The 19,237-nt window shown below is 70.1% G+C and carries 12 protein-coding genes; 7 read left to right on the top strand and 5 right to left on the bottom strand.

The annotated features are described in order from the left end of the window. Nucleotides 1-352 precede the first annotated feature (352 nt). From P8T65_RS28330 to P8T65_RS28340, 3 genes are all read left to right on the top strand, one after another. Nucleotides 353-1,153, top strand: coding sequence for a ComF family protein (locus P8T65_RS28330; protein WP_316728027.1), 801 nt, complete (start codon nucleotides 353-355; stop codon nucleotides 1,151-1,153). Nucleotides 1,154-1,468: 315 nt separating this feature from the next. Next, nucleotides 1,469-2,161, top strand: coding sequence for a ribosome hibernation-promoting factor, HPF/YfiA family (hpf, locus tag P8T65_RS28335; protein ID WP_399100527.1), 693 nt, complete (start codon nucleotides 1,469-1,471; stop codon nucleotides 2,159-2,161). 205 nt (nucleotides 2,162-2,366) lie between these two features. After that, nucleotides 2,367-3,116 carry a response regulator transcription factor gene (locus P8T65_RS28340; RefSeq protein ID WP_184893352.1) on the top strand — a complete coding sequence of 250 codons (750 nt, stop codon included), beginning with the start codon at nucleotides 2,367-2,369 and terminating at the stop codon, nucleotides 3,114-3,116. Nucleotides 3,117-3,119: 3 nt separating this feature from the next. Here the strand turns inward: P8T65_RS28340 and P8T65_RS28345 are convergent, their stop codons facing one another. Both P8T65_RS28345 and P8T65_RS28350 read right to left on the bottom strand, forming a co-directional pair. Next, on the bottom strand, nucleotides 3,120-4,310 hold the full coding sequence (locus P8T65_RS28345) for a DNA glycosylase AlkZ-like family protein (protein ID WP_316728029.1): 1,191 nt from the start codon (nucleotides 4,308-4,310) through the stop codon (nucleotides 3,120-3,122). A 277-nt stretch (nucleotides 4,311-4,587) separates the two neighbouring features. Beyond that, nucleotides 4,588-5,157, bottom strand: a complete 570-nt coding sequence (locus P8T65_RS28350) for a GNAT family N-acetyltransferase (protein WP_316728030.1) — start codon at nucleotides 5,155-5,157, stop codon at nucleotides 4,588-4,590. Nucleotides 5,158-5,438: 281 nt separating this feature from the next. Here P8T65_RS28350 and secA point away from each other — a divergent pair, with 281 nt between their 5' ends. Next, nucleotides 5,439-8,285 carry a preprotein translocase subunit SecA gene (gene secA, locus P8T65_RS28355; RefSeq protein ID WP_184893358.1) on the top strand — a complete coding sequence of 949 codons (2,847 nt, stop codon included), beginning with the start codon at nucleotides 5,439-5,441 and terminating at the stop codon, nucleotides 8,283-8,285. Between the two features lie 207 nt (nucleotides 8,286-8,492). Here the strand turns inward: secA and P8T65_RS28360 are convergent, their stop codons facing one another. Continuing rightward, entirely contained in the window at nucleotides 8,493-9,044 is a 552-nt protein-coding gene (locus P8T65_RS28360) for an Rv3235 family protein (protein WP_316728031.1), read from the bottom strand. A gap of 401 nt (nucleotides 9,045-9,445) precedes the next feature. On the opposite strand from P8T65_RS28360, the gene P8T65_RS28365 reads away from it, so the two are divergent. Further along, the gene (locus P8T65_RS28365) at nucleotides 9,446-9,961 is read left to right on the top strand and encodes a DUF6912 family protein (protein WP_184893362.1); all 516 of its coding nucleotides are present in this window, start codon (nucleotides 9,446-9,448) and stop codon (nucleotides 9,959-9,961) included. Between the two features lie 303 nt (nucleotides 9,962-10,264). Further along, nucleotides 10,265-10,933: an HAD family hydrolase gene (locus tag P8T65_RS28370; RefSeq protein WP_316728032.1), complete on the top strand. Its 669-nt coding sequence runs from the start codon at nucleotides 10,265-10,267 to the stop codon at nucleotides 10,931-10,933. A 28-nt stretch (nucleotides 10,934-10,961) separates the two neighbouring features. Here P8T65_RS28370 and P8T65_RS28375 read toward each other — a convergent pair whose 3' ends face one another. Continuing rightward, nucleotides 10,962-11,528, bottom strand: coding sequence for a DJ-1/PfpI family protein (locus P8T65_RS28375; protein ID WP_184893366.1), 567 nt, complete (start codon nucleotides 11,526-11,528; stop codon nucleotides 10,962-10,964). 535 nt (nucleotides 11,529-12,063) lie between these two features. Between P8T65_RS28375 and P8T65_RS28380 the strand changes: the two genes are divergently transcribed. Further along, nucleotides 12,064-17,037: an NAD-glutamate dehydrogenase gene (locus tag P8T65_RS28380; protein WP_316728033.1), complete on the top strand. Its 4,974-nt coding sequence runs from the start codon at nucleotides 12,064-12,066 to the stop codon at nucleotides 17,035-17,037. An 80-nt stretch (nucleotides 17,038-17,117) separates the two neighbouring features. Here P8T65_RS28380 and P8T65_RS28385 read toward each other — a convergent pair whose 3' ends face one another. Continuing rightward, nucleotides 17,118-19,058: a serine/threonine-protein kinase gene (locus P8T65_RS28385; RefSeq protein WP_316728034.1), complete on the bottom strand. Its 1,941-nt coding sequence runs from the start codon at nucleotides 19,056-19,058 to the stop codon at nucleotides 17,118-17,120. Nucleotides 19,059-19,237: the final 179 nt, after the last annotated feature.

The raw sequence follows: 19,237 nt of genomic DNA on the forward strand, positions 1-19,237 counted from the left end.
ACCGTGCCTCGTCTCGTCGGAGTCGGCGCCGGTTCGTGGGCTCGCCACGTGGCCTTCGGGACTGCGGTGGTGAAGGCGCGGTGTCGGCCGGGTCGGCCAGGGCGGTGACTGTCGGCCGATGGGGCGACCGGAGGGCTTGGCTGGGTCGGTTCCTGCCGGTCTCCCGGTCTCCGGTGGTGGGTTCGGCTGTGGCCGTTTTTTGGGCGGTTGGTCATTTTGGGGTGGCGTTCGGTCTTCTTCGGGCACCCGTCGTTCGTGTGGGTGACAACCCCTCTGTCGTTGCGGTGAGTTGTCCACAGGTGGTTGTCCACAGGGGTGGCAGGGGGCCGCACGCGTTGGCACAGTGGTGGGCATGCGGGGGTGGTGGCAGGACCTCACGGATCTGGTGCTGCCGGCCGAGTGCGGAGGCTGCGGGAGGCCTCGCGCGGTGCTCTGCCCGGAGTGCCGCGCGGCTCTGACCGGGGCCGTGCCGTGTCGGGTGCGACCGGAGCCGGAGCCGTCCGGGCTGCCGGTGGTGCACGGCGTGGCGCCGTACGAGGACGCGGTGCGAGCCGCGCTGATCGCGCACAAGGAACGAGGTGCGCTGGCGCTCGCCGGACCACTCGGCACGGCCTTGGCGGGGGCCGTGCAGGCGGGCGGCGGTGAGGGGCCGGTGCTGCTGGTTCCGGTGCCGTCCGCGCGACGGGCGGTGCGGGCGCGAGGGCACGACCCGGCGCGGCGGATCGCGCTCGCGGCGGCCGGGGTGCTGCGGCGCACCGGGACACCGGCCCGGGTGGCAGGCGTGCTGCGGCAGCGGCGGGCCGTGGCCGACCAGTCGGGGCTGGACTCCCGGCAGCGGCTGGACAACCTCGCGGGCGCCCTGGAGGTGGCCGCCGGGGGTGCCCGGTTGCTGGACGGTGGCGCGGTCGTGCTCGTGGACGACCTGATGACGACCGGTGCCTCGCTCGCGGAGGCGGCCCGGGCGGTGCGGGCGGCGAGGGACCCGCGGGTGTCGGTGTCGGTGTCGGGAGTGTGCGGAGCGGGAGCGAAGAGAAAGGAGACGGCGCGAACACGAGGGGTGACGGGAAGGGCCCGGCCGGAAGACGCCGAGGACGGGCTCCGGGCGGCGGTGGTCGCCGCGCCTCCCGACTCTTTCCAAATGAACCGGAACTGACCGCTGACTTGCATCGTTGCAGGTAATGAGAGGGTCAATTCACCTGAACGGAGGTACGTCTCGGTAGAGGGTGACGACATCCGTCCGAGCGAGATATGTTCGGTTGTGAGGGAATGGCCCCGGCCGTTCACCACATATCCGAATGCTGTGCTGCGGGTTTTCTGAATCACCCCGCGCCGGTGGGGTGGAGATCTTGCCCACGGGGGAGGAGGAGGTGGAAGTCACCGAGTCCGCGGTTCCGGGAGTCGCCGGAACCTGGTGCACAAGGGAGATGCTCCGCCAGTGGAGCGGAGCGATCCGGGAACGGAGTTCTGCGTGGACATCGTCGTCAAGGGCCGCAAGACCGAGGTGCCCGAGCGGTTCCGCAAGCACGTGGCCGAGAAGCTGAAGCTGGAGAAGATCCAGAAGCTCGACGGCAAGGTGATCAGCCTCGACGTCGAGGTGTCCAAGGAGCCCAACCCCCGACAGGCCGACCGCAGTGACCGGGTGGAGATCACGCTCCACTCACGCGGACCGGTGATCCGGGCGGAGGCAGCGGCCAGCGATCCGTATGCGGCGCTCGACCTGGCGGCGGACAAGCTCGAAGCCCGGCTGCGCAAGCAGCACGACAAGCGTTACACGCGCCGAGGCGCGCGCAGGCTCACGGCCGCGGAGGTCGCCGACCACGTCCCCGGCGTGGCCACCCTCAACGGCAACGGATACGTCGCCGACGAGGAGCAGCCGGACGGCGTACCCACCAAGAAGATCGGCTCGCTCGAGGTGAAGGGCGAAGGCCCCCTCATCGTCCGCGAGAAGACCCACGTCGCTTCCCCGATGACCCTCGACCAGGCTCTCTACGAGATGGAGCTGGTCGGACACGACTTCTACCTCTTTGTCGACTCCGAGACCAAGGAACCGAGTGTCGTCTACCGGCGGCACGCCTACGACTACGGCGTCATCCACCTCAGCACGGACCCGATGGTCGCCCAGGCGCACTCGGACGCCGCGGGCGGCGTGCTCGGCGGCTGACCGCGCCGGGTAACAGCTGTGCTGGTGCCCCTGGAGCGCTTGTGCGCCCCCAGGGGCACCGGTGTGCGACCCCTTGTGGCCCGCTCTGTCACCGCGGTGTCGGCGGGGCATGAAATCATGGCCGAACCGGCCCCAACCGGCGGGCCGTTGCCTTGGGTTGGCGATGGCACAGAAAGACAGGCCACGGCCTTCAGGGGGAGGAACGATGGCGGACAGCAGTTTCGGACCGATGCGTGACCAGGATGCCGACGAAGGCTCCGTCGGCATGGGATCCGCCGCGGGCTCCCCGCGCAAGGAACCGATCCGCGTTCTCGTGGTGGACGATCACGCGCTTTTCCGCCGCGGTCTGGAGATCGTGCTCGCGGCCGAGGAGGACATCCAGGTCGTCGGCGAGGCCGGTGACGGGGCGGAGGCGGTCGACAAGGCCGCGGATCTGCTGCCCGACATCGTGCTGATGGACGTACGGATGCCCAAGCGCGGCGGTATCGAGGCGTGCACCTCCATCAAGGAGGTGGCCCCCAGCGCGAAGATCATCATGCTGACGATCAGCGACGAGGAGGCCGACCTCTACGACGCGATCAAGGCGGGGGCGACCGGTTATCTCCTCAAGGAGATCTCCACGGACGAGGTGGCCACCGCCATTCGCGCGGTGGCCGACGGGCAGTCGCAGATCAGCCCCTCGATGGCGTCGAAGCTGCTCACCGAGTTCAAGTCCATGATCCAGCGGACGGACGAGCGGCGTCTGGTGCCGGCGCCGCGGCTGACCGACCGGGAACTGGAAGTGCTCAAGCTCGTGGCGACCGGGATGAACAACCGGGACATCGCCAAGGAGTTGTTCATCTCCGAGAACACCGTGAAGAACCATGTGCGCAACATCCTGGAGAAGCTGCAGCTGCACTCCAGGATGGAGGCCGTGGTGTACGCGATGCGGGAGAAGATCCTGGAGATCCGCTAGACCCTAGGCGAGTGCTCGCTGCAGGGGCTCGCGCAGTTCCGGGGCGTCCACGCGTTCCACGCGTACGTCGGTGCAGTCGACCCAGGCTGCGGCCTCCAGTAGGGCTTGGGCGACCGCCGGGATCGCCTTGGGGCCGTCGAGGGTGACCTGCTTGGCGACCAGGGTGCGACCGTCGCGGGCGGGGTCGACGCGGCCCACCAGACGGCCGCCGGACAGGACCGGCATCGCGAAGTAGCCGTGGATCCGCTTCTGTTTGGGGACGTAGGCCTCTAGGCGGTGGGTGAAGCCGAAGATGCGTTCCGTGCGGGCCCGTTCCCAGATGAGGGAGTCGAACGGGGACAGGAGCGTGGTGCGGTGGCGGCCGCGCGGGGGTGCGGCCAGGGCCGCGGGGTCGGCCCAGGCGGGCTTGGCCCAGCCCTCCACCGTCACCGGGACCAGACCCGAGTCGGCGACCACCGCGTCGAACTGCTCGCCCTTGAGCCGGTGGTAGTCGGCGATGTCCGCGCGGGTGCCGACGCCCAGGGCCTCGCCGGCCAGGCGGACCAGACGGCGTACGCACTCGGTGTCGTCCAGCTCGTCGTGGAGGAGGTCCGCCGGGATCGCCCGCTCGGCGAGGTCGTACACCCGCTTCCAGCCGCGGCGCTCCACGCAGACCACCTCGCCGTACATCAGGGCGCGTTCGACGGCGACCTTCTCGCCCGACCAGTCCCACCACTCGCTGGTGCGTTTTGCTCCGCCCAGTTCCGTGGCGGTCAGGGGGCCCTCCGCGCGGAGCTGTTTGATGACGCGGTCGTAGGCGCCGTCCGGGAGTTGGTGGCCCCACTGGGGGCGCGCCCGGTAGGCGCGGCGGCGGAAGGCGAAGTGGGGCCATTCCTCGATGGGGAGGATGCAGGCGGCGTGGGACCAGTACTCGAAGGCGTGCGGGCGGGCCGGCGAGGTGTTGGTCGCGGCCGTCGACCAGTAGGCCTTGTCGACCGTGGCGCGGCCCACCGCGCCGAGGCGGGCGTACGGGATGAGTTCGTGGGAGCGGGCGAGGACCGAGATGGTGTCGAGTTGGACCGCGCCCAGGTGTCGCAGGACGCCGCGGACGCCGGATCTGCGGTCCGGGGCGCCGAGGAAGCCCTGTGCCCGGAGGGCTATGCGGCGGGCCTCGTCTGCGGTGAGTTCTGTGGTGGGGCACGGGAGGGAGGTCATGCTCCGCAGGGTAGGGGAGGGGACTGACAGGCGGGGTTGAGCTGGGGAAATGGGTGGGGGCGGGTGGCTGGGGGCTTGGGACCGGGGAGGCGGGGCCTTGGGACGCGGCGCCCGGGAGTGGGGTTGAGCGGGGTGGGGTCCCGCTGCTCGGCGGTTACGAGGTGCCACCTGCGCCCACCCTCCCCCACTCTCGGCTTCGCTCGAGCGGGAGGTGCCCCCACGCCCCAGCGGCACGATTGCCCGCAGGTGGGACGGGACGGTCATTTGCGGCCGCTCCTCAGGGGCGGGCCGGTAGGTAGGGCGTCGGCGAAGGGAGGCCCAGGTCTGAGGGGAGTAGGGAGGCTATCCAGCAGTCGCGGCGGACTCCGTTGTTGTCGAGGGCGGAGCGGAGGGTGCCTTCGAGGGTGAAGCCGGTGTGTTCGGCGACCGCGCGGGAGGCGGTGTTGCCCACCTCGGCGCGCCATTCGAGGCGGTCCAGGGCGAGGGCCGTGAAGGACCAGTGGGCGGCGGCGCGGGTGGCCTCCGCGATGTAGCCGCGGCGACGGTGCTCCCTGGTGGCCCAGAAGCCGATCTCGCCGGTGCCGGGGGAGCGCATGGTGATGCCGAGCATGCCCGCCAGTTCGCCCGGGGCCGGGAAGAGGCCGAAGGTGAACATCGAGTCGGTGGCCCAGCCCTCGGGAACGGCCTGCTCCACGAAACCCACCGCGTGCTCCCGCCGGTAGGGGGAGGGGATCGTGGTCCAGCGCTGGATGTCCGGGTCCTGCGCGGCGGCGTACACCGTGTCGGTGTCGCGCCGGTCCACGGTGCGCAGCAGCAGGCGCGCGGTGGTCAGGGTGACGGGGTCCATCGGGCGATTCTGCTCGCCGGAGCGGAAGGGCGCCATGACGTTGTGGAGGGCGGGCGCGGCGGCACGTGCCGTGAAGGGGCGGTCACAATTCGCGCATTTCGTGAGTGGAACGCGGCACCATCCACGAAGCCCACCCGTTGTCCTGGTAGCTGTCACTGCCAGACCTCCCGGCACGGCGGGGTCCTCGCTTACGATGGCCGTTGCTCAAGCTGTGATTGAAAACTGCCAACTGTCATTGAAACCGACCGTCCCAGGCCCGACCGGCAAGGAGACAAACCCCCGTGTCCGTCCTCTCGAAGATCATGCGTGCAGGCGAAGGCAAAATCCTGCGCAAGCTGCACCGCATCGCGGACCAGGTCAACTCCATCGAAGAGGACTTCGTCGACCTCTCCGACGCCGAGCTGCGAGCCCTCACCGAGGAGTACAAGCAGCGGTACGCCGACGGTGAGACCCTCGACGACCTGCTCCCCGAGGCGTTCGCCACCGTCCGCGAGGGCGCCAAGCGCGCTCTCGGCCAGCGCCACTACGACGTGCAGATCATGGGCGGCGCCGCCCTCCACCTCGGCTACGTCGCCGAGATGAAGACCGGTGAGGGCAAGACTCTCGTCGGCACGCTGCCCGCGTACCTGAACGCGCTGGCGGGCAAGGGCGTGCACCTGATCACGGTCAACGACTACCTGGCCGAGCGCGACTCCGAGATGATGGGCCGCGTCCACAAGTTCCTGGGTCTGAGCGTCGGCTGCATCCTCGCCAACATGACGCCGGCCCAGCGCCGCGAGCAGTACAACTGCGACATCACCTACGGCACGAACAACGAGTTCGGCTTCGACTACCTCCGCGACAACATGGCGTGGTCCAAGGACGAGCTCGTCCAGCGCGGCCACAACTTCGCGATCGTCGACGAGGTCGACTCCATCCTCGTCGACGAGGCCCGTACGCCGCTGATCATCTCCGGCCCGGCCGACCAGGCGACCAAGTGGTACGGCGACTTCGCCAAGCTGGTCACGCGCCTGAAGAAGGGCGAGCCCGGCAACCAGCTCAAGGGCATCGAGGAGACCGGCGACTACGAGGTCGACGAGAAGAAGCGCACCGTCGCCATCCACGAGGCCGGTGTCTCCAAGGTCGAGGACTGGCTGGGCATCGACAACCTCTACGAGTCGGTGAACACCCCGCTGGTGGGCTACCTGAACAACGCCATCAAGGCCAAGGAGCTCTTCAAGAAGGACAAGGACTACGTCGTCATGGACGGCGAAGTCATGATCGTCGACGAGCACACCGGCCGTATCCTCGCCGGCCGTCGCTACAACGAGGGCATGCACCAGGCGATCGAGGCGAAGGAAGGGGTGGACATCAAGGACGAGAACCAGACGCTCGCCACGATCACCCTGCAGAACTTCTTCCGCCTCTACAAGCGCCACGACCACAACGGCAAGGAACAGCCCGGTCTGTGCGGCATGACCGGTACGGCGATGACCGAGGCCGCCGAGTTCCACCAGATCTACAAGCTCGGCGTGGTGCCGATCCCGACCAACCGGCCGATGGTCCGCAAGGACCAGTCCGACCTGATCTACCGCACCGAGGTCGCGAAGTTCGAGGCGGTCGTCGACGACATCGTCGAGAAGCACGAGAAGGGCCAGCCGATCCTCGTCGGTACGACGTCGGTCGAGAAGTCCGAGTACCTGTCGCAGCAGCTCAGCAAGCGCGGCGTGCAGCACGAGGTGCTCAACGCCAAGCAGCACGACCGGGAGGCGACGATCGTCGCCCAGGCCGGCCGCAAGGGCGCTGTCACCGTCGCGACGAACATGGCCGGCCGTGGTACGGACATCAAGCTCGGCGGCAACCCCGAGGACCTCGCGGAGGCGGAGCTGCGCCAGCGCGGACTCGACCCCGAGGAGCACATCGAGGAGTGGGCGCACGCCCTGCCCGAGGCGCTCACCAAGGCCGAGGCGGCGGTGAAGGCCGAGAAGGACGAGGTCGAGTCCCTCGGCGGTCTGTACGTCCTGGGCACCGAGCGGCACGAGTCCCGCCGGATCGACAACCAGCTGCGCGGTCGTTCCGGCCGTCAGGGCGACCCGGGCGAGTCCCGCTTCTACCTGTCGCTCGGCGACGACCTGATGCGTCTGTTCAAGGCCCAGATGGTCGAGCGCGTGATGTCCATGGCGAACGTGCCGGACGACGTGCCGATCGAGAACAAGATGGTCACGCGCGCGATCGCCTCCGCCCAGTCGCAGGTCGAGCAGCAGAACTTCGAGACCCGGAAGAACGTCCTCAAGTACGACGAGGTCCTCAACCGGCAGCGCGAGGTCATCTACGGCGAGCGTCGCCGCGTCCTGGAGGGCGAGGACCTGCAGGAGCAGATCCAGCACTTCATGGACGACACCATCGACGCCTACATCCAGGCCGAGACCGCCGAGGGCTTCGCCGAGGAGTGGGACCTCGACCGGCTGTGGGGCGCCTTCAAGCAGCTCTACCCGGTGAAGGTCACCGTCGAGGAGCTGGAGGAGGCCGCCGGGGACCGGGCCGGGCTGACCGCCGAGTTCATCGCCGAGTCCATCAAGGACGACATCACCGAGCAGTACCAGGCGCGTGAGGCGCAGCTCGGCTCCGAGATCATGCGTGAGCTGGAGCGCCGTGTGGTGCTGTCGGTGCTGGACCGCAAGTGGCGTGAGCACCTCTACGAGATGGACTACCTCCAGGAGGGCATCGGCCTGCGCGCGATGGCCCAGAAGGACCCGCTGGTCGAGTACCAGCGTGAGGGCTTCGACATGTTCACCGCCATGATGGAGGGCATCAAGGAGGAGTCCGTCGGCTATCTGTTCAACCTGGAGGTCCAGGTCGAGCAGCAGGTCGAGGAGGTGCCGGTCGAGGACGCGAAGCCGTCCCTGGACAAGAGCGACGCGGTGCCGGCGCAGGCGGGTGCTTCGCGGCCGGAGATCCGGGCGAAGGGTCTGGAGGCGCCGCAGCGGCGTGACCGTCTGCACTTCTCCGCTCCCACGGTCGACGGCGAGGGCGGCATCGTCGAGGGCGACCTGCCCGAGGACGAGCCGATCCGCTCCGAGGCCGACGGTCTCACCCGCGCGGAGCGCCGCAAGCAGCAGGGCAAGGCGAGCCGCCGCCGCAAGAAGTGAGGGTTCGCTCCGGGAGGGGCGAACGCGCGCCGCGCTGGACGCTCCGGGCGGGACGTTTCGTGCGTGAACGTTTCGTGCGGGGCGCGCGGTGAGCGGCAGGTCGTGAGGCTGTGAAGGGCCGGGCATCTTCGGGTGCCCGGCCCTTTTGCTGTCTCGGCCCGGGGTATCGCGCGTCTCAGTCGTCGTTCGGCTCAGTCGTCGCGCGGTTCAGTCGTCGTGCGGGAGGGGGAGCCTCGGGCCGTCGAGTTCCAGCGCTGTGCAGCGCCAGCGGTGGTCGGGGCCGTGTTCCAGGCGGAAGGCCATGGCGCGGACGCGGTCGCCCGCGCCGATACGGGCGAAGACCTCCAGGGCGCCCGGGGCCGCCACGTAGTAGCCGATGTCCCGGACGACGGGGTGGGTGCCGTGGGGGCTGCGCAGGGGGCCGCGTTCGGCGAGCCAGGCCAGTTCGTCGTAGGCCCTGCCCGCGGTGTGGCGCAGCATGCTGTGGACGGGGCGGCGGCCGCTGAGTACGGCGAGGAGGAGGTCGGCGAAGCGGTCGGTGGGGCGGGGCTGGGGGACGGGGCCGGTGAGGGGTGGGGGCAGGGGTGTCGTGGGTGCGGTGGGTGCGGTGGGTGCAGGGGGTGCCGGGTGCTGGGGCGTTGCGAGGCGGCCGCCTGCCGGCTTTGTGCGGGCCGGGGTGCGGCCGGGGCGGCGGGGGTCGTGGCGGACGGGCGGGCGGGTGCCGGGGTGGCGCTTGGTCCTGGTCATGACCTTGTTCATCGGGGATCCCCGTTCGTCGGTGAGGCCGCCGGGTACCAGTCGGTAACTTGGCGTTGGGGATCTTGTTACGAGGGTGGAGGGGGCGCTCGCAAGAGAGCGCGACGGGGCGGTGGGGGCCGCGAAATGTTCACCTATCAGAGTGACCGTGAAGGGGAGCGGGTCCGGCGGGGCGGGGGTGTACCGGGTGACTCGGAGGGCGTGGGGTGGACGCCTCCGGAGGGCTGGGCGGGGGCTCGAAAGGGGACGCCCGCACGTATCCTGAGGGTCCTTTGGAGGAGGCTTCGCTAGGACCGTCGACATGCTGTGCGTCGCGCGGAGAGTGCTCCGACGTCCTCTCCGACGTCCTCCGACGTGATCCGAGAAGCGTGACCCGAGAACAACGACTACGAAAGCGGACTGCCATGCGCGTCTACGTCCCCCTGACCCTTCCCGGGCTCGCCGAGGCGTACAAGACGGGTGAGCTGGGGGAGGGGGCGTTCGTCGCGTACGCCGTCACCCCCGCTCTGCGGGAGTGGTATCTGTCCGACGACATCGAGGAGTTGGAGTACGCGGCGCTGAACCGGGCGGCGCTCGCGTCGTTGCGGCTGGTGGCCGTGGATCCGGGGGCGGCTCGGCGGCGGGTCGTGGTGGCCGTGGATGTGGCCGACCGGGATGCGGTGGCCGATCCCGATCGGGGGCTCGATCCGGTGGCGCTCGGGGAGGTGCGAGTGGCTGGGCCGGTGCCGCTGAGCAAGGCCGCGGCCGTGCATGTCGACTCGGAGGAGGCCGAGGGGGAGGTCGGCGAGGCCGCGGATGCGTTGGGGGCGGCGGATCAGGGGGACGATGATGCGCAGTTCATCGTGGACGGGGCTGATGATCATGAGTTGCTCTGGTACGCGACGCAGGAGATTCCGAACCTGGTGGGGTTGGGGGGCTGAGCGGGTCCGGGTGGGGTGAGCGTTCGGGCGGGTTGGGTGTGCGGTGCCCTCTGCTGGGGCTGAGCGGGGGTGGGTTTCGCTCACCGGCGCTTGCGGGGTGCCGCCTGCGCCCACCCTCCCCCACTCTCGACTTCGCTCGAGCGGGAGGTGCCCCCATCGCCCCAGCGGCACGATTGCCCGCAGCGAGAAGCGGGCAGGGCGGCGCGTCGCTGTCCGGGCAGGGCTGCCCTTGGCTGTGGCGGCTGGCTGTAGCGGGTCAGGGGGCAGGACTGGCCTGTCGGTGGGGCGGGGTACGTTTCGGGTATGGGGATGAACGGAGTCGGGGCTCATATCGTCTGGGACTGGAACGGGACGCTGTTCCATGACAACGAGGCGATCATCGGGGCGACGAACGCGGCGTTCGCGGAGCTGGGAATCGAGCCGATCACGCTGGAGCGGTACCGGGAGCTGTACTGCGTGCCGGTGCCGAGGTTCTACGAGCGGCTGATCGGGCGGCTGCCCACGGACGAGGAGTGGGAGGCCATGGATGTGGTCTTTCATCGGTACTACGCCGAGCATCGTGTCGCCTGCGGGCTGACCGAGGGGGTGCCGGGGCTGCTCACCGAGTGGGTTTCCGGCGGGCGCAGCCAGTCGATCCTCAGCATGTATGTGCACGAGGAGCTGGTTCCGCTGGTGCGGGGTTTCGGGATCGAGCCCCACTTCGTACGGGTCGACGGGCGCACCGGGCCCTCCGGCGGCAGCAAGACCGAGCACATGGTGCGGCATCTGCGTCGGCTCGTGGGGGTCGAGCCGAGACGGACCGTGGTGATCGGGGACGCCGCCGACGACGCGGTCGCCGCCCGGCACGTGGGCGCACAGGCCGTGCTCTACACCGGCGGCTCCCACAGCCGCGCCAGCCTGGAGGGGGTCGGCGTGCCCGTCGTGGACACCCTGGAGGAGGCCGTCGAGGAGGCCGAGCGGCTCGCCGCTTGACCCCCGGCCCAACCTCGCCCCCCGCCCTTCACGTCACCGGCGCCTTCGCCCGCAGCACCGTGAGGAACTCCCGCATCCAGGCGGAGTGGTCCGGCCAGGCGCGGGCGGAGACGAGGGTGCCGTCGACGACGGTCTCGGCGTCCTGGAAGGTGGCGCCGGCGGTCTGCATGTCGAGTTCGAGGGCGGGGTACGCGGTGACGCGGCGTCCCGACAGTGCGTCCACGGCGGCCGTGAGCAGCGGGCCGTGGCAGATCTGGGCGACCGGCTTGTCGGTGTCGAAGAACGACTTGAGGATCTTGCGCAGCTCGGGGTCGTTGCGCAGGTACTCCGGGGCCCGGCCGCCGGGGACGACCACGGCGACGTACTGACCGGGGTCGACCTCGGAGAAGGCCAGGTCGGCGGGCCAGGTGTAGCCGGGTTTCTCGGTGTAGGTGTCGTAGCCCGGTTCGAAGTCGTGGACCACGAAGCGGAGCGTCTTGCGGCTGGGGGCTGCGATGTCGACCTCGTACCCCTCCTCGCGGAGGCGTTGGTAGGGGTAGAGGACCTCCAGCGACTCCGCCGCGTCGCCGGTCACGATCAGGATCTTGGCCGTCATGGTGGGCTCCCCTCGCTGCAGCAGGGTTCTCCTCGTCAGGCTATGGCTTCTCCAGCGGCGCGTATAGGCTCGCCTGCGCGGAGGTAAGCTCAAAAGTGCGCGGTGGGTACTGTGCAGAACGTCAAAGTTCGACCCTCGGATTTGTACACATACGGCTCATGACGTGCCCCCCGTCCGGAGGGATAGCCTTGTGGCGTGATCAGCGCGATAGCTCGCGGGGACATCGTCGTCCCTGCCCTGCGCCCGGTGAGCACGGACGACATCCGTGTCCGGGCGGCGGTCGCTGGTCCTCGCGGGCGGGAGGGGGCCACCGAGGCTCCCGGGAGGCCGGGCGCACCCACGGGACGGACGGTGCCGAGAGCAGCGTCACACCCCTGCCGGGCGCCGAGAATGGCTGATTACCCCCCGCTCATCTCCCCCTGCGGCATAGCGTCGAGACAGACCGGACACCCCGTGTCGTGGTGGCGCTTCGGAGGGGGCGAGTTCGTACTTCCTTCTACGTCACGCAACGGCGCGCGACAGGAGCCAGAGGACAATGCAGACCAAGCTGGACGAAGCCAAGGCCGAGCTGCTCGAACGGGCCGCCCGGGTAGCTGAGAACAGCCCGGTCGGGGGGTATCTACCGACTGGGACGACGAGCGAGAGTACGTCCGACATCCCGGACCGGGAGACCGTGCTCGCGTTCCTCCAGCGCTACTACCTGCACACCGCCCCGGAGGACCTCAGCGGCCGCGACCCGGTCGACGTCTTCGGAGCCGCCCACTCCCACTACCGGCTGGCCGAGAACCGCCCCCAGGGCACGGCCAACGTGCGGGTGCACACCCCGACCGTCGAGGAGAACGGCTGGACGTGCAGCCACTCCGTCGTCGAGGTCGTCACCGACGACATGCCCTTCCTCGTCGACTCCGTGACCAACGAGTTGTCACGGCAGGGACGCGGGATCCACGTCGTCATCCACCCCCAGGTCGTGGTCCGGCGGGACGTCACCGGCAAGCTCGTCGAGCTGATCGTCGACCCCGCCGCCGTCGCCGCGGCGTCCGCCGCCGTGGCCGCCGGGGAGACGCTGCCGCACGACGCGCACATCGAGTCCTGGATCCACGTCGAGATCGACCGCGAGACCGACCGCGCCGACCTCAAGCAGATCAACAACGATCTGCTGCGCGTCCTGTCCGACGTCCGCGAGGCCGTCGAGGACTGGGAGAAGATGCGGGACGCGGCCGTCCGGATCGCCGACGGCCTGCCCGCCGAGCACACCGCCGACGACCTGCGCGAACAGGAGGTGGAGGAGGCTCGCGAGCTGCTGCGCTGGCTCGCCGACGACCACTTCACCTTCCTCGGCTACCGGGAGTACGAGCTGCGCGAGGACGACTCGCTCGCCGCCGTCCCCGGTACCGGGCTCGGCATCCTGCGCGCCGACCCGCACCACGCCGGGCACGACCACCACCCCGTCAGCTCCTCCTTCGAGCGGCTGCCCGCCGACGCCCGCGCCAAGGCCCGCGAGCACAAGCTCCTCGTCCTGACGAAGGCCAACAGCCGGGCCACCGTCCACCGGCCGTCCTACCTCGACTACGTGGGCGTGAAGAAGTTCGACGCCAAGGGCAACGTGATCGGCGAGCGGCGCTTCCTCGGACTGTTCTCCTCCGCCGCCTACACCGAGTCCGTGCGCCGGGTGCCCGTCATCCGCCGCAAGGTCGACGAGGTCCTCGTCGGCGCCGGGTTCTCGCCCAACAGCCACGACGGACGCGACCTGCTCCAGATCCTGGAGACCTACCCGCGCGACGAGCTGTTCCAGACATCGGCCGACGAACTGCGGTCCATCGTCACCTCCGTGCTCTACCTCCAGGAGCGCCGACGGCTGCGGCTCTACCTGCGCCAGGACGAGTACGGGCGCTACTACTCCGCCCTCGTCTACCTCCCGCGCGACCGCTACACCACCGGCGTACGCCTCAGGATCATCGACATCCTGAAGGAGGAACTCGGCGGCATCAGCGTCGACTTCACCGCCTGGAACACCGAATCGATCCTCTCCCGGCTGCACTTCGTGGTCCGCGTCCAGCCGGGCACCGAACTGCCGCACCTCAGCGACGCCGACAAGGACCGGCTGGAGGCCAAGCTCGTCGAGGCCGCCCGGTCCTGGTCCGACGGCTTCGCCGAGGCGCTGAACGCCGAGGTCGGCGAGGAGCGCGCGGCCGAGATGCTGCGCAAGTACGCGGGCGCCATCCCCGAGGGGTACAAGGCCGACCACAACCCCCGCTCCGCCGTCGCGGACCTCTGCCGCCTCGAAGCCCTCGACCAGGACGAGGACTTCGAGCTCAGCCTGTACGAGCCGGTGGGCGCCGCGCCCGACGAGCGCCGCTTCAAGATCTACCGCAAGGGCGGCTCCGTCTCGCTCTCCGCGGTGCTGCCCGTCCTCAACCGCATCGGTGTCGAGGTCATCGACGAACGGCCGTACGAGCTGCGCTGCTCGGACCGGACGACCGCGTGGATCTACGACTTCGGGCTGCGCATGCCCAGGGCCCAGGCCGGGAGCGTGGACTACGCCGGGGACGATGCCCGGGAGCGGGTGCAGGAGGCCTTCGCCGCCACCTGGACCGGGCAGGCCGAGAACGACGGGTTCAACGCACTGGTGCTGAGCGCCGGCCTCACCTGGCGGCAGGCCATGGTGCTGCGCGCGTACGCCAAGTACCTGCGGCAGGCCGGTTCCACCTTCAGCCAGGACTACATGGAGGACACCCTCCGCAACAACGTCCACACCACCCGGTTGCTCGTGTCGCTGTTCGAGGCGCGGATGTCGCCGGACCGGCAGCGGGCGGGCCGGGAGATCGTCGACGCGCTCCTCGAAGAGGTCGACGCCGCGCTCGACCAGGTGGCGAGCCTGGACGAGGACCGGATCCTGCGGTCCTTCCTCACCGTCATCAAGGCGACGCTGCGCACGAACTTCTTCCAGGAGGCGGCCGGCGGCAAGCCGCACGACTACGTCTCCATGAAGTTCGACCCGCAGGCGATCCCGGATCTCCCGGCGCCGCGGCCGGCGTTCGAGATCTGGGTGTACTCGCCGCGCGTCGAGGGCGTGCACCTGCGGTTCGGGAAGGTCGCCCGGGGCGGGCTGCGCTGGTCGGACCGGCGCGAGGACTTCCGGACCGAGATCCTCGGCCTGGTCAAGGCGCAGATGGTGAAGAACACCGTCATCGTGCCCGTCGGCGCCAAGGGCGGCTTCGTCGCCAAGCAGCTGCCCGACCCCTCCGTGGACCGGGATGCCTGGCTCGCCGAGGGCATCCGCAGCTACAAGACCTTCATCTCCGCCCTGCTCGACATCACCGACAACATGGTCGCGGGCGAGGTCGTACCGCCGGCCGACGTCGTACGGCACGACGAGGACGACACGTATCTCGTCGTCGCCGCCGACAAGGGCACCGCGACCTTCTCCGACATCGCCAACGAGGTCGCCGAGAGCTACAACTTCTGGCTCGGGGACGCCTTCGCCTCCGGCGGCAGCGCCGGGTACGACCACAAGGGCATGGGCATCACCGCCCGCGGTGCCTGGGAGTCGGTCAAGCGGCACTTCCGGGAGGTGGGCGTCGACACCCAGTCCGAGGACTTCACGGTCGTCGGCATCGGTGACATGTCCGGTGACGTGTTCGGCAACGGCATGCTGCTCAGCGAGCACATCCGGCTGGTCGCCGCCTTCGACCACCGGCACATCTTCATCGACCCCAGCCCCGACGCGGCCACCTCCTACGCCGAGCGCCGCCGCGTCTTCGAGCTGCCCCGCTCCAGCTGGGCCGACTACGACACCGATCTGATCTCCACCGGCGGCGGCGTCTTCCCGCGCACCGCCAAGGCGATCCCGATCAACGCCCACATCCGCGACGCCCTCGGCATCGAGGACAAGGTCGCCAAGATGACCCCGGCCGACCTGATGAAGGCCATCCTCAAGGCCCCGGTCGACCTGCTGTGGAACGGCGGCATCGGTACGTACGTGAAGGCCGCGTCCGAGTCGCACGCCGACGTCGGCGACAAGGCCAACGACGCCATCCGGGTCGACGGCGCCGACCTGCGCGTCCAGGTCGTCGGCGAGGGCGGCAACCTGGGCCTCACCCAGCTGGGCCGGATCGAGTTCGCGCAGAACGGCGGACGGGTCAACACCGACGCCATCGACAACAGCGCGGGCGTGGACACCTCCGACCACGAGGTGAACATCAAGATCCTGCTCAACGGCCTGGTCACCGACGGCGACATGACCGTCAAGCAGCGCAACAAGCTGCTCGCCGAGATGACCGACGAGGTCGGCCGACTCGTCCTGCGCAGCAACTACGCGCAGAACACCGCGATCGCCAACGCCCTCGCCCAGTCCCCGGACATGCTCCACGCCCAGCAGCGCTTCATGCGCCACCTGGTCAGGGAGGGCCACCTCGACCGGGCGCTGGAATTTCTGCCCACTGACCGGCAGGTCCGTGAGCGCCTCAACACCGGGCACGGCCTCACCGGCCCCGAGACGGCCGTCCTGCTGGCGTACACGAAGATCACGGTCGCCGAGGAACTGCTGCACACCTCGCTGCCGGACGACCCCTACCTGCGCAAGCTGCTGCACGCGTACTTCCCGGCCGCGCTGCACGAACGGTTCCCCGAGCATGTGGACAGCCACCCGCTGAGCCGTGAGATCGTCACGACCCTGCTGGTCAACGACACGGTCAACACGGGCGGTACGAGCTTCCTGCACCGGCTGCGCGAGGAGACCGGGGCCTCGCTGGAGGAGATCGTCAGGGCGCAGACCGCGTCCCGCGCGATCTTCGGATCGGGTGCCGTGTGGGACGCGGTCGAGGGCCTGGACAACAAGGTCGACGCGGCCGTGCAGACCCGGATCCGGCTGCACTCCCGTCGCCTGGTCGAGCGCGGCACGCGCTGGCTGCTCAACAACCGGCCGCAGCCGCTGCAGCTCAGCGAGACCATCGCGTTCTTCTCCGAGGGCGTGCACCTGGTCTGGGGCGAGCTGCCCAAGCTGCTGCGCGGCGCCGACCTGGAGTGGTACCAGAAGATCTACGACGAGCTGACGGGTGCCGGAGTCCCGGAGGAGCTGGCCACGCGCGTCGCGGGCTTCTCCTCCGCCTTCCCGACGCTCGACATCGTCGCGGTCGCCGACCGGGTCGGGCGGACGCCGATGGAGGTCGCCGAGGTGTACTACGACCTCGCCGACCGGCTGCGCATCACCCAGCTCATGGACCGCATCATCGAACTGCCGCGGGCGGACCGCTGGCAGTCCATGGCCCGCGCGGCGATCCGCGAGGACCTGTACGCGGCCCACGCCTCCCTCACCGCCGAGGTCCTCTCGGCGGGCAACGGCTCCTCCACGCCGGAGCAGCGCTTCAAGGTGTGGGAGCAGAAGAACGCGGCGCTGCTGGGCCGGGCGCGGACGACCCTGGAGGAGATCCAGGGCTCCGACGCGTTCGACCTCGCCAACCTGTCGGTGGCGATGCGGACCATGCGGACACTGCTGCGCTCGCACTCGTAGAGGTACGCGTACGCCGAGCATGGCGAAGGGGGCGCTCCACGGCTGTGGTGCGCCCCCTTCCGCGTGCGGGTCGCGCCGGGTTACTCGGTGATCTCCCAGAGGGTCAGCTTGCCCTGCACCGTGGGGACTTCCCAGCTGTACTCGCCCGGGGTCAGCCCGGTGATCTCGTACATGGCGAGGTTGCCCTGCTTGGTGATCGTGCAGAGCCTGACGCCCTTGTCGATCTCGGCTTCCTCGCCGAAGGCGCCGGAGTCCAGGCTGGAGGGCAGCACATCGGTCCCCGTGCCCTCGGCGCACTCCTGCGGTGTGGTGCCCGCGCTCTTGCCCATCGTCGTGTCGAAGTACCAGTAACTGCTGTCGAGGTACATGTCCTTCAGGGTGTCGACCATCTCGTCCTCGGTGTCGACCTCCGGCTTGTCGAAGTCGACGTTGACGTAGGCCGAGCCCGCGGGTGTGCGGAGCGTGAAGGACTTGCCCTCGAAGATCGCCGAGTACTGGGCGTTCGCGGGGATGGAAGGGGAGGTGCTCGGGTCTGTTCCGTCCCCTTCGCCGCCCTGGTCGCCGGAGCCGGTGTCGGCCTTCGTCGGGGACGGGCTCGGTGTGGAGGCGCCCTTGTCGCCGTCGGCACCGTCCTTCTTGCCGCTGTCCTTGGTGCCGTTGCTCGCCGAGCTCTTGCCGTCGTCGTCCTTGCCCATCACGTACACGGCGGCGGCCGCGCCGGAGCCGGCCACGAGGACCAGGGCGAGGGCGACCAGGGCCGCCTTCAGGCCGCGGCGGCTCTTCTTGGGAGGGGCCGGGCTGGGGGCCTGCGGGCTGAGGTTGTAGGTGTCGGTGGCCGGGGGCGGGTAGCCGTAGCCGGGGGTCGGGGCCTGGCCCTGGGCCGGCGGGCCGAAGCCGGTCGGCGGCGGTGTCGGGGCGGCCTGGGGTACGCCCTGGGTGTACGCGTGGCCCTGGGGCGTCGGGTCGTGGGGCGGGGGCGCGGGAGCCGACGGGGCGGTGGTCGGGGGCGCCGCCGGGGGCGCGGCCGGCATCTGGGGTGCCGTCGGCTGGGGCGGGGCCTGGGCGGACTGCTCGCGGCGGGCGATCTCGGCGGTGAGCGGCTCCGGGAGCCAGCCGGTGAAGTCGCCGATGCCACGGCCCGCCGACTCCTGGCAGAGCGCGGCCAGTTCCTCGGTGCCGATGCGCTCGGCCGGGTCGGCGGTGAGACAGCGCTCCAGCAGGGGGCGCAGCCGCTGGTCGTAGCCGTCGAGCTTCGGCGGGCGCTGGGAGGTGTTGGCGATCTGCGCGGCGATGGTGATGGCGCCGCCGTCGCCGTACGGGTGGCGTCCGGTGGCGGCGACCGCCGCGATCAGGCCGAGCGAGAAGACGTCGGTGGCCGGGGTGACCTGCTCGCCGAGGGCGTGTTCCGGCGACATGTACTGCGGCGTGCCGATCAGGCCGCCGGACTGGGTGAGATGGGTGGCGTCGGCGGCTCGGGCGATGCCGAAGTCGATGACGTACGGGCCCTGGGAGCCCAGCAGGATGTTGCTGGGTTTGAGGTCGCGGTGGATGACTCCGGCCGCGTGGATCGAGGTGAGGGCGCGGGCCGCGCAGCCGACGAGCTGGAAGACGGCGGGCAGGGGGAGCGGGCCGAAGGCGACCAGGGCGTCGTGCAGGGGGATGCCGGCGATGAACGCCGAGGCCAGCCAGGGGAGTTCGCCGGTGGTGTCGTGGTCGACGACCGGGACGATGTGGTAACCCTGCACGCGGCGGGCGGCCTGGACCTCCTGCTCGAAACGGCGGCGGAAGTCGGCGTCCTGGCCGTACTCGCGGCGGATGACCTTCAGGGCGACGGGCTGGCCGCCGCGGGTGTGCGACAGGTAGACCGTGCCCATGCCGCCCTCGCCGATGCGGGCCTGCAGGTGGTAGCCGGCCGTCTCTCGTGGGTCCTGCGGTCCCAGAGGGCTCAGGATGTCGCTGGTGCTGGTGCTGATGGGAGCCTCCCCCGGTGCGGTGCCGAACTCTGGTGCCGGTGTGGGCACTTGGAGCGGTCCGAAGCTTATACGGCACTTATGACACTTGGGGTGGGTGTTGCGGTTCCCGGGGGGCGGGGGCGCCTCATAACTCGGGGGCGCCTGTTTCGTCGGCGGGTGCGGGTCCGGTGGGGCTTCTCACGCAGTTCCCCGCGCCCCTGAAAAGCCGGGGCTGCGCCCCCTGCTTT

The organism is Streptomyces sp. 11x1 (assembly GCF_032598905.1).
Taxonomy (GTDB): Bacteria; Actinomycetota; Actinomycetes; order Streptomycetales; family Streptomycetaceae; genus Streptomyces.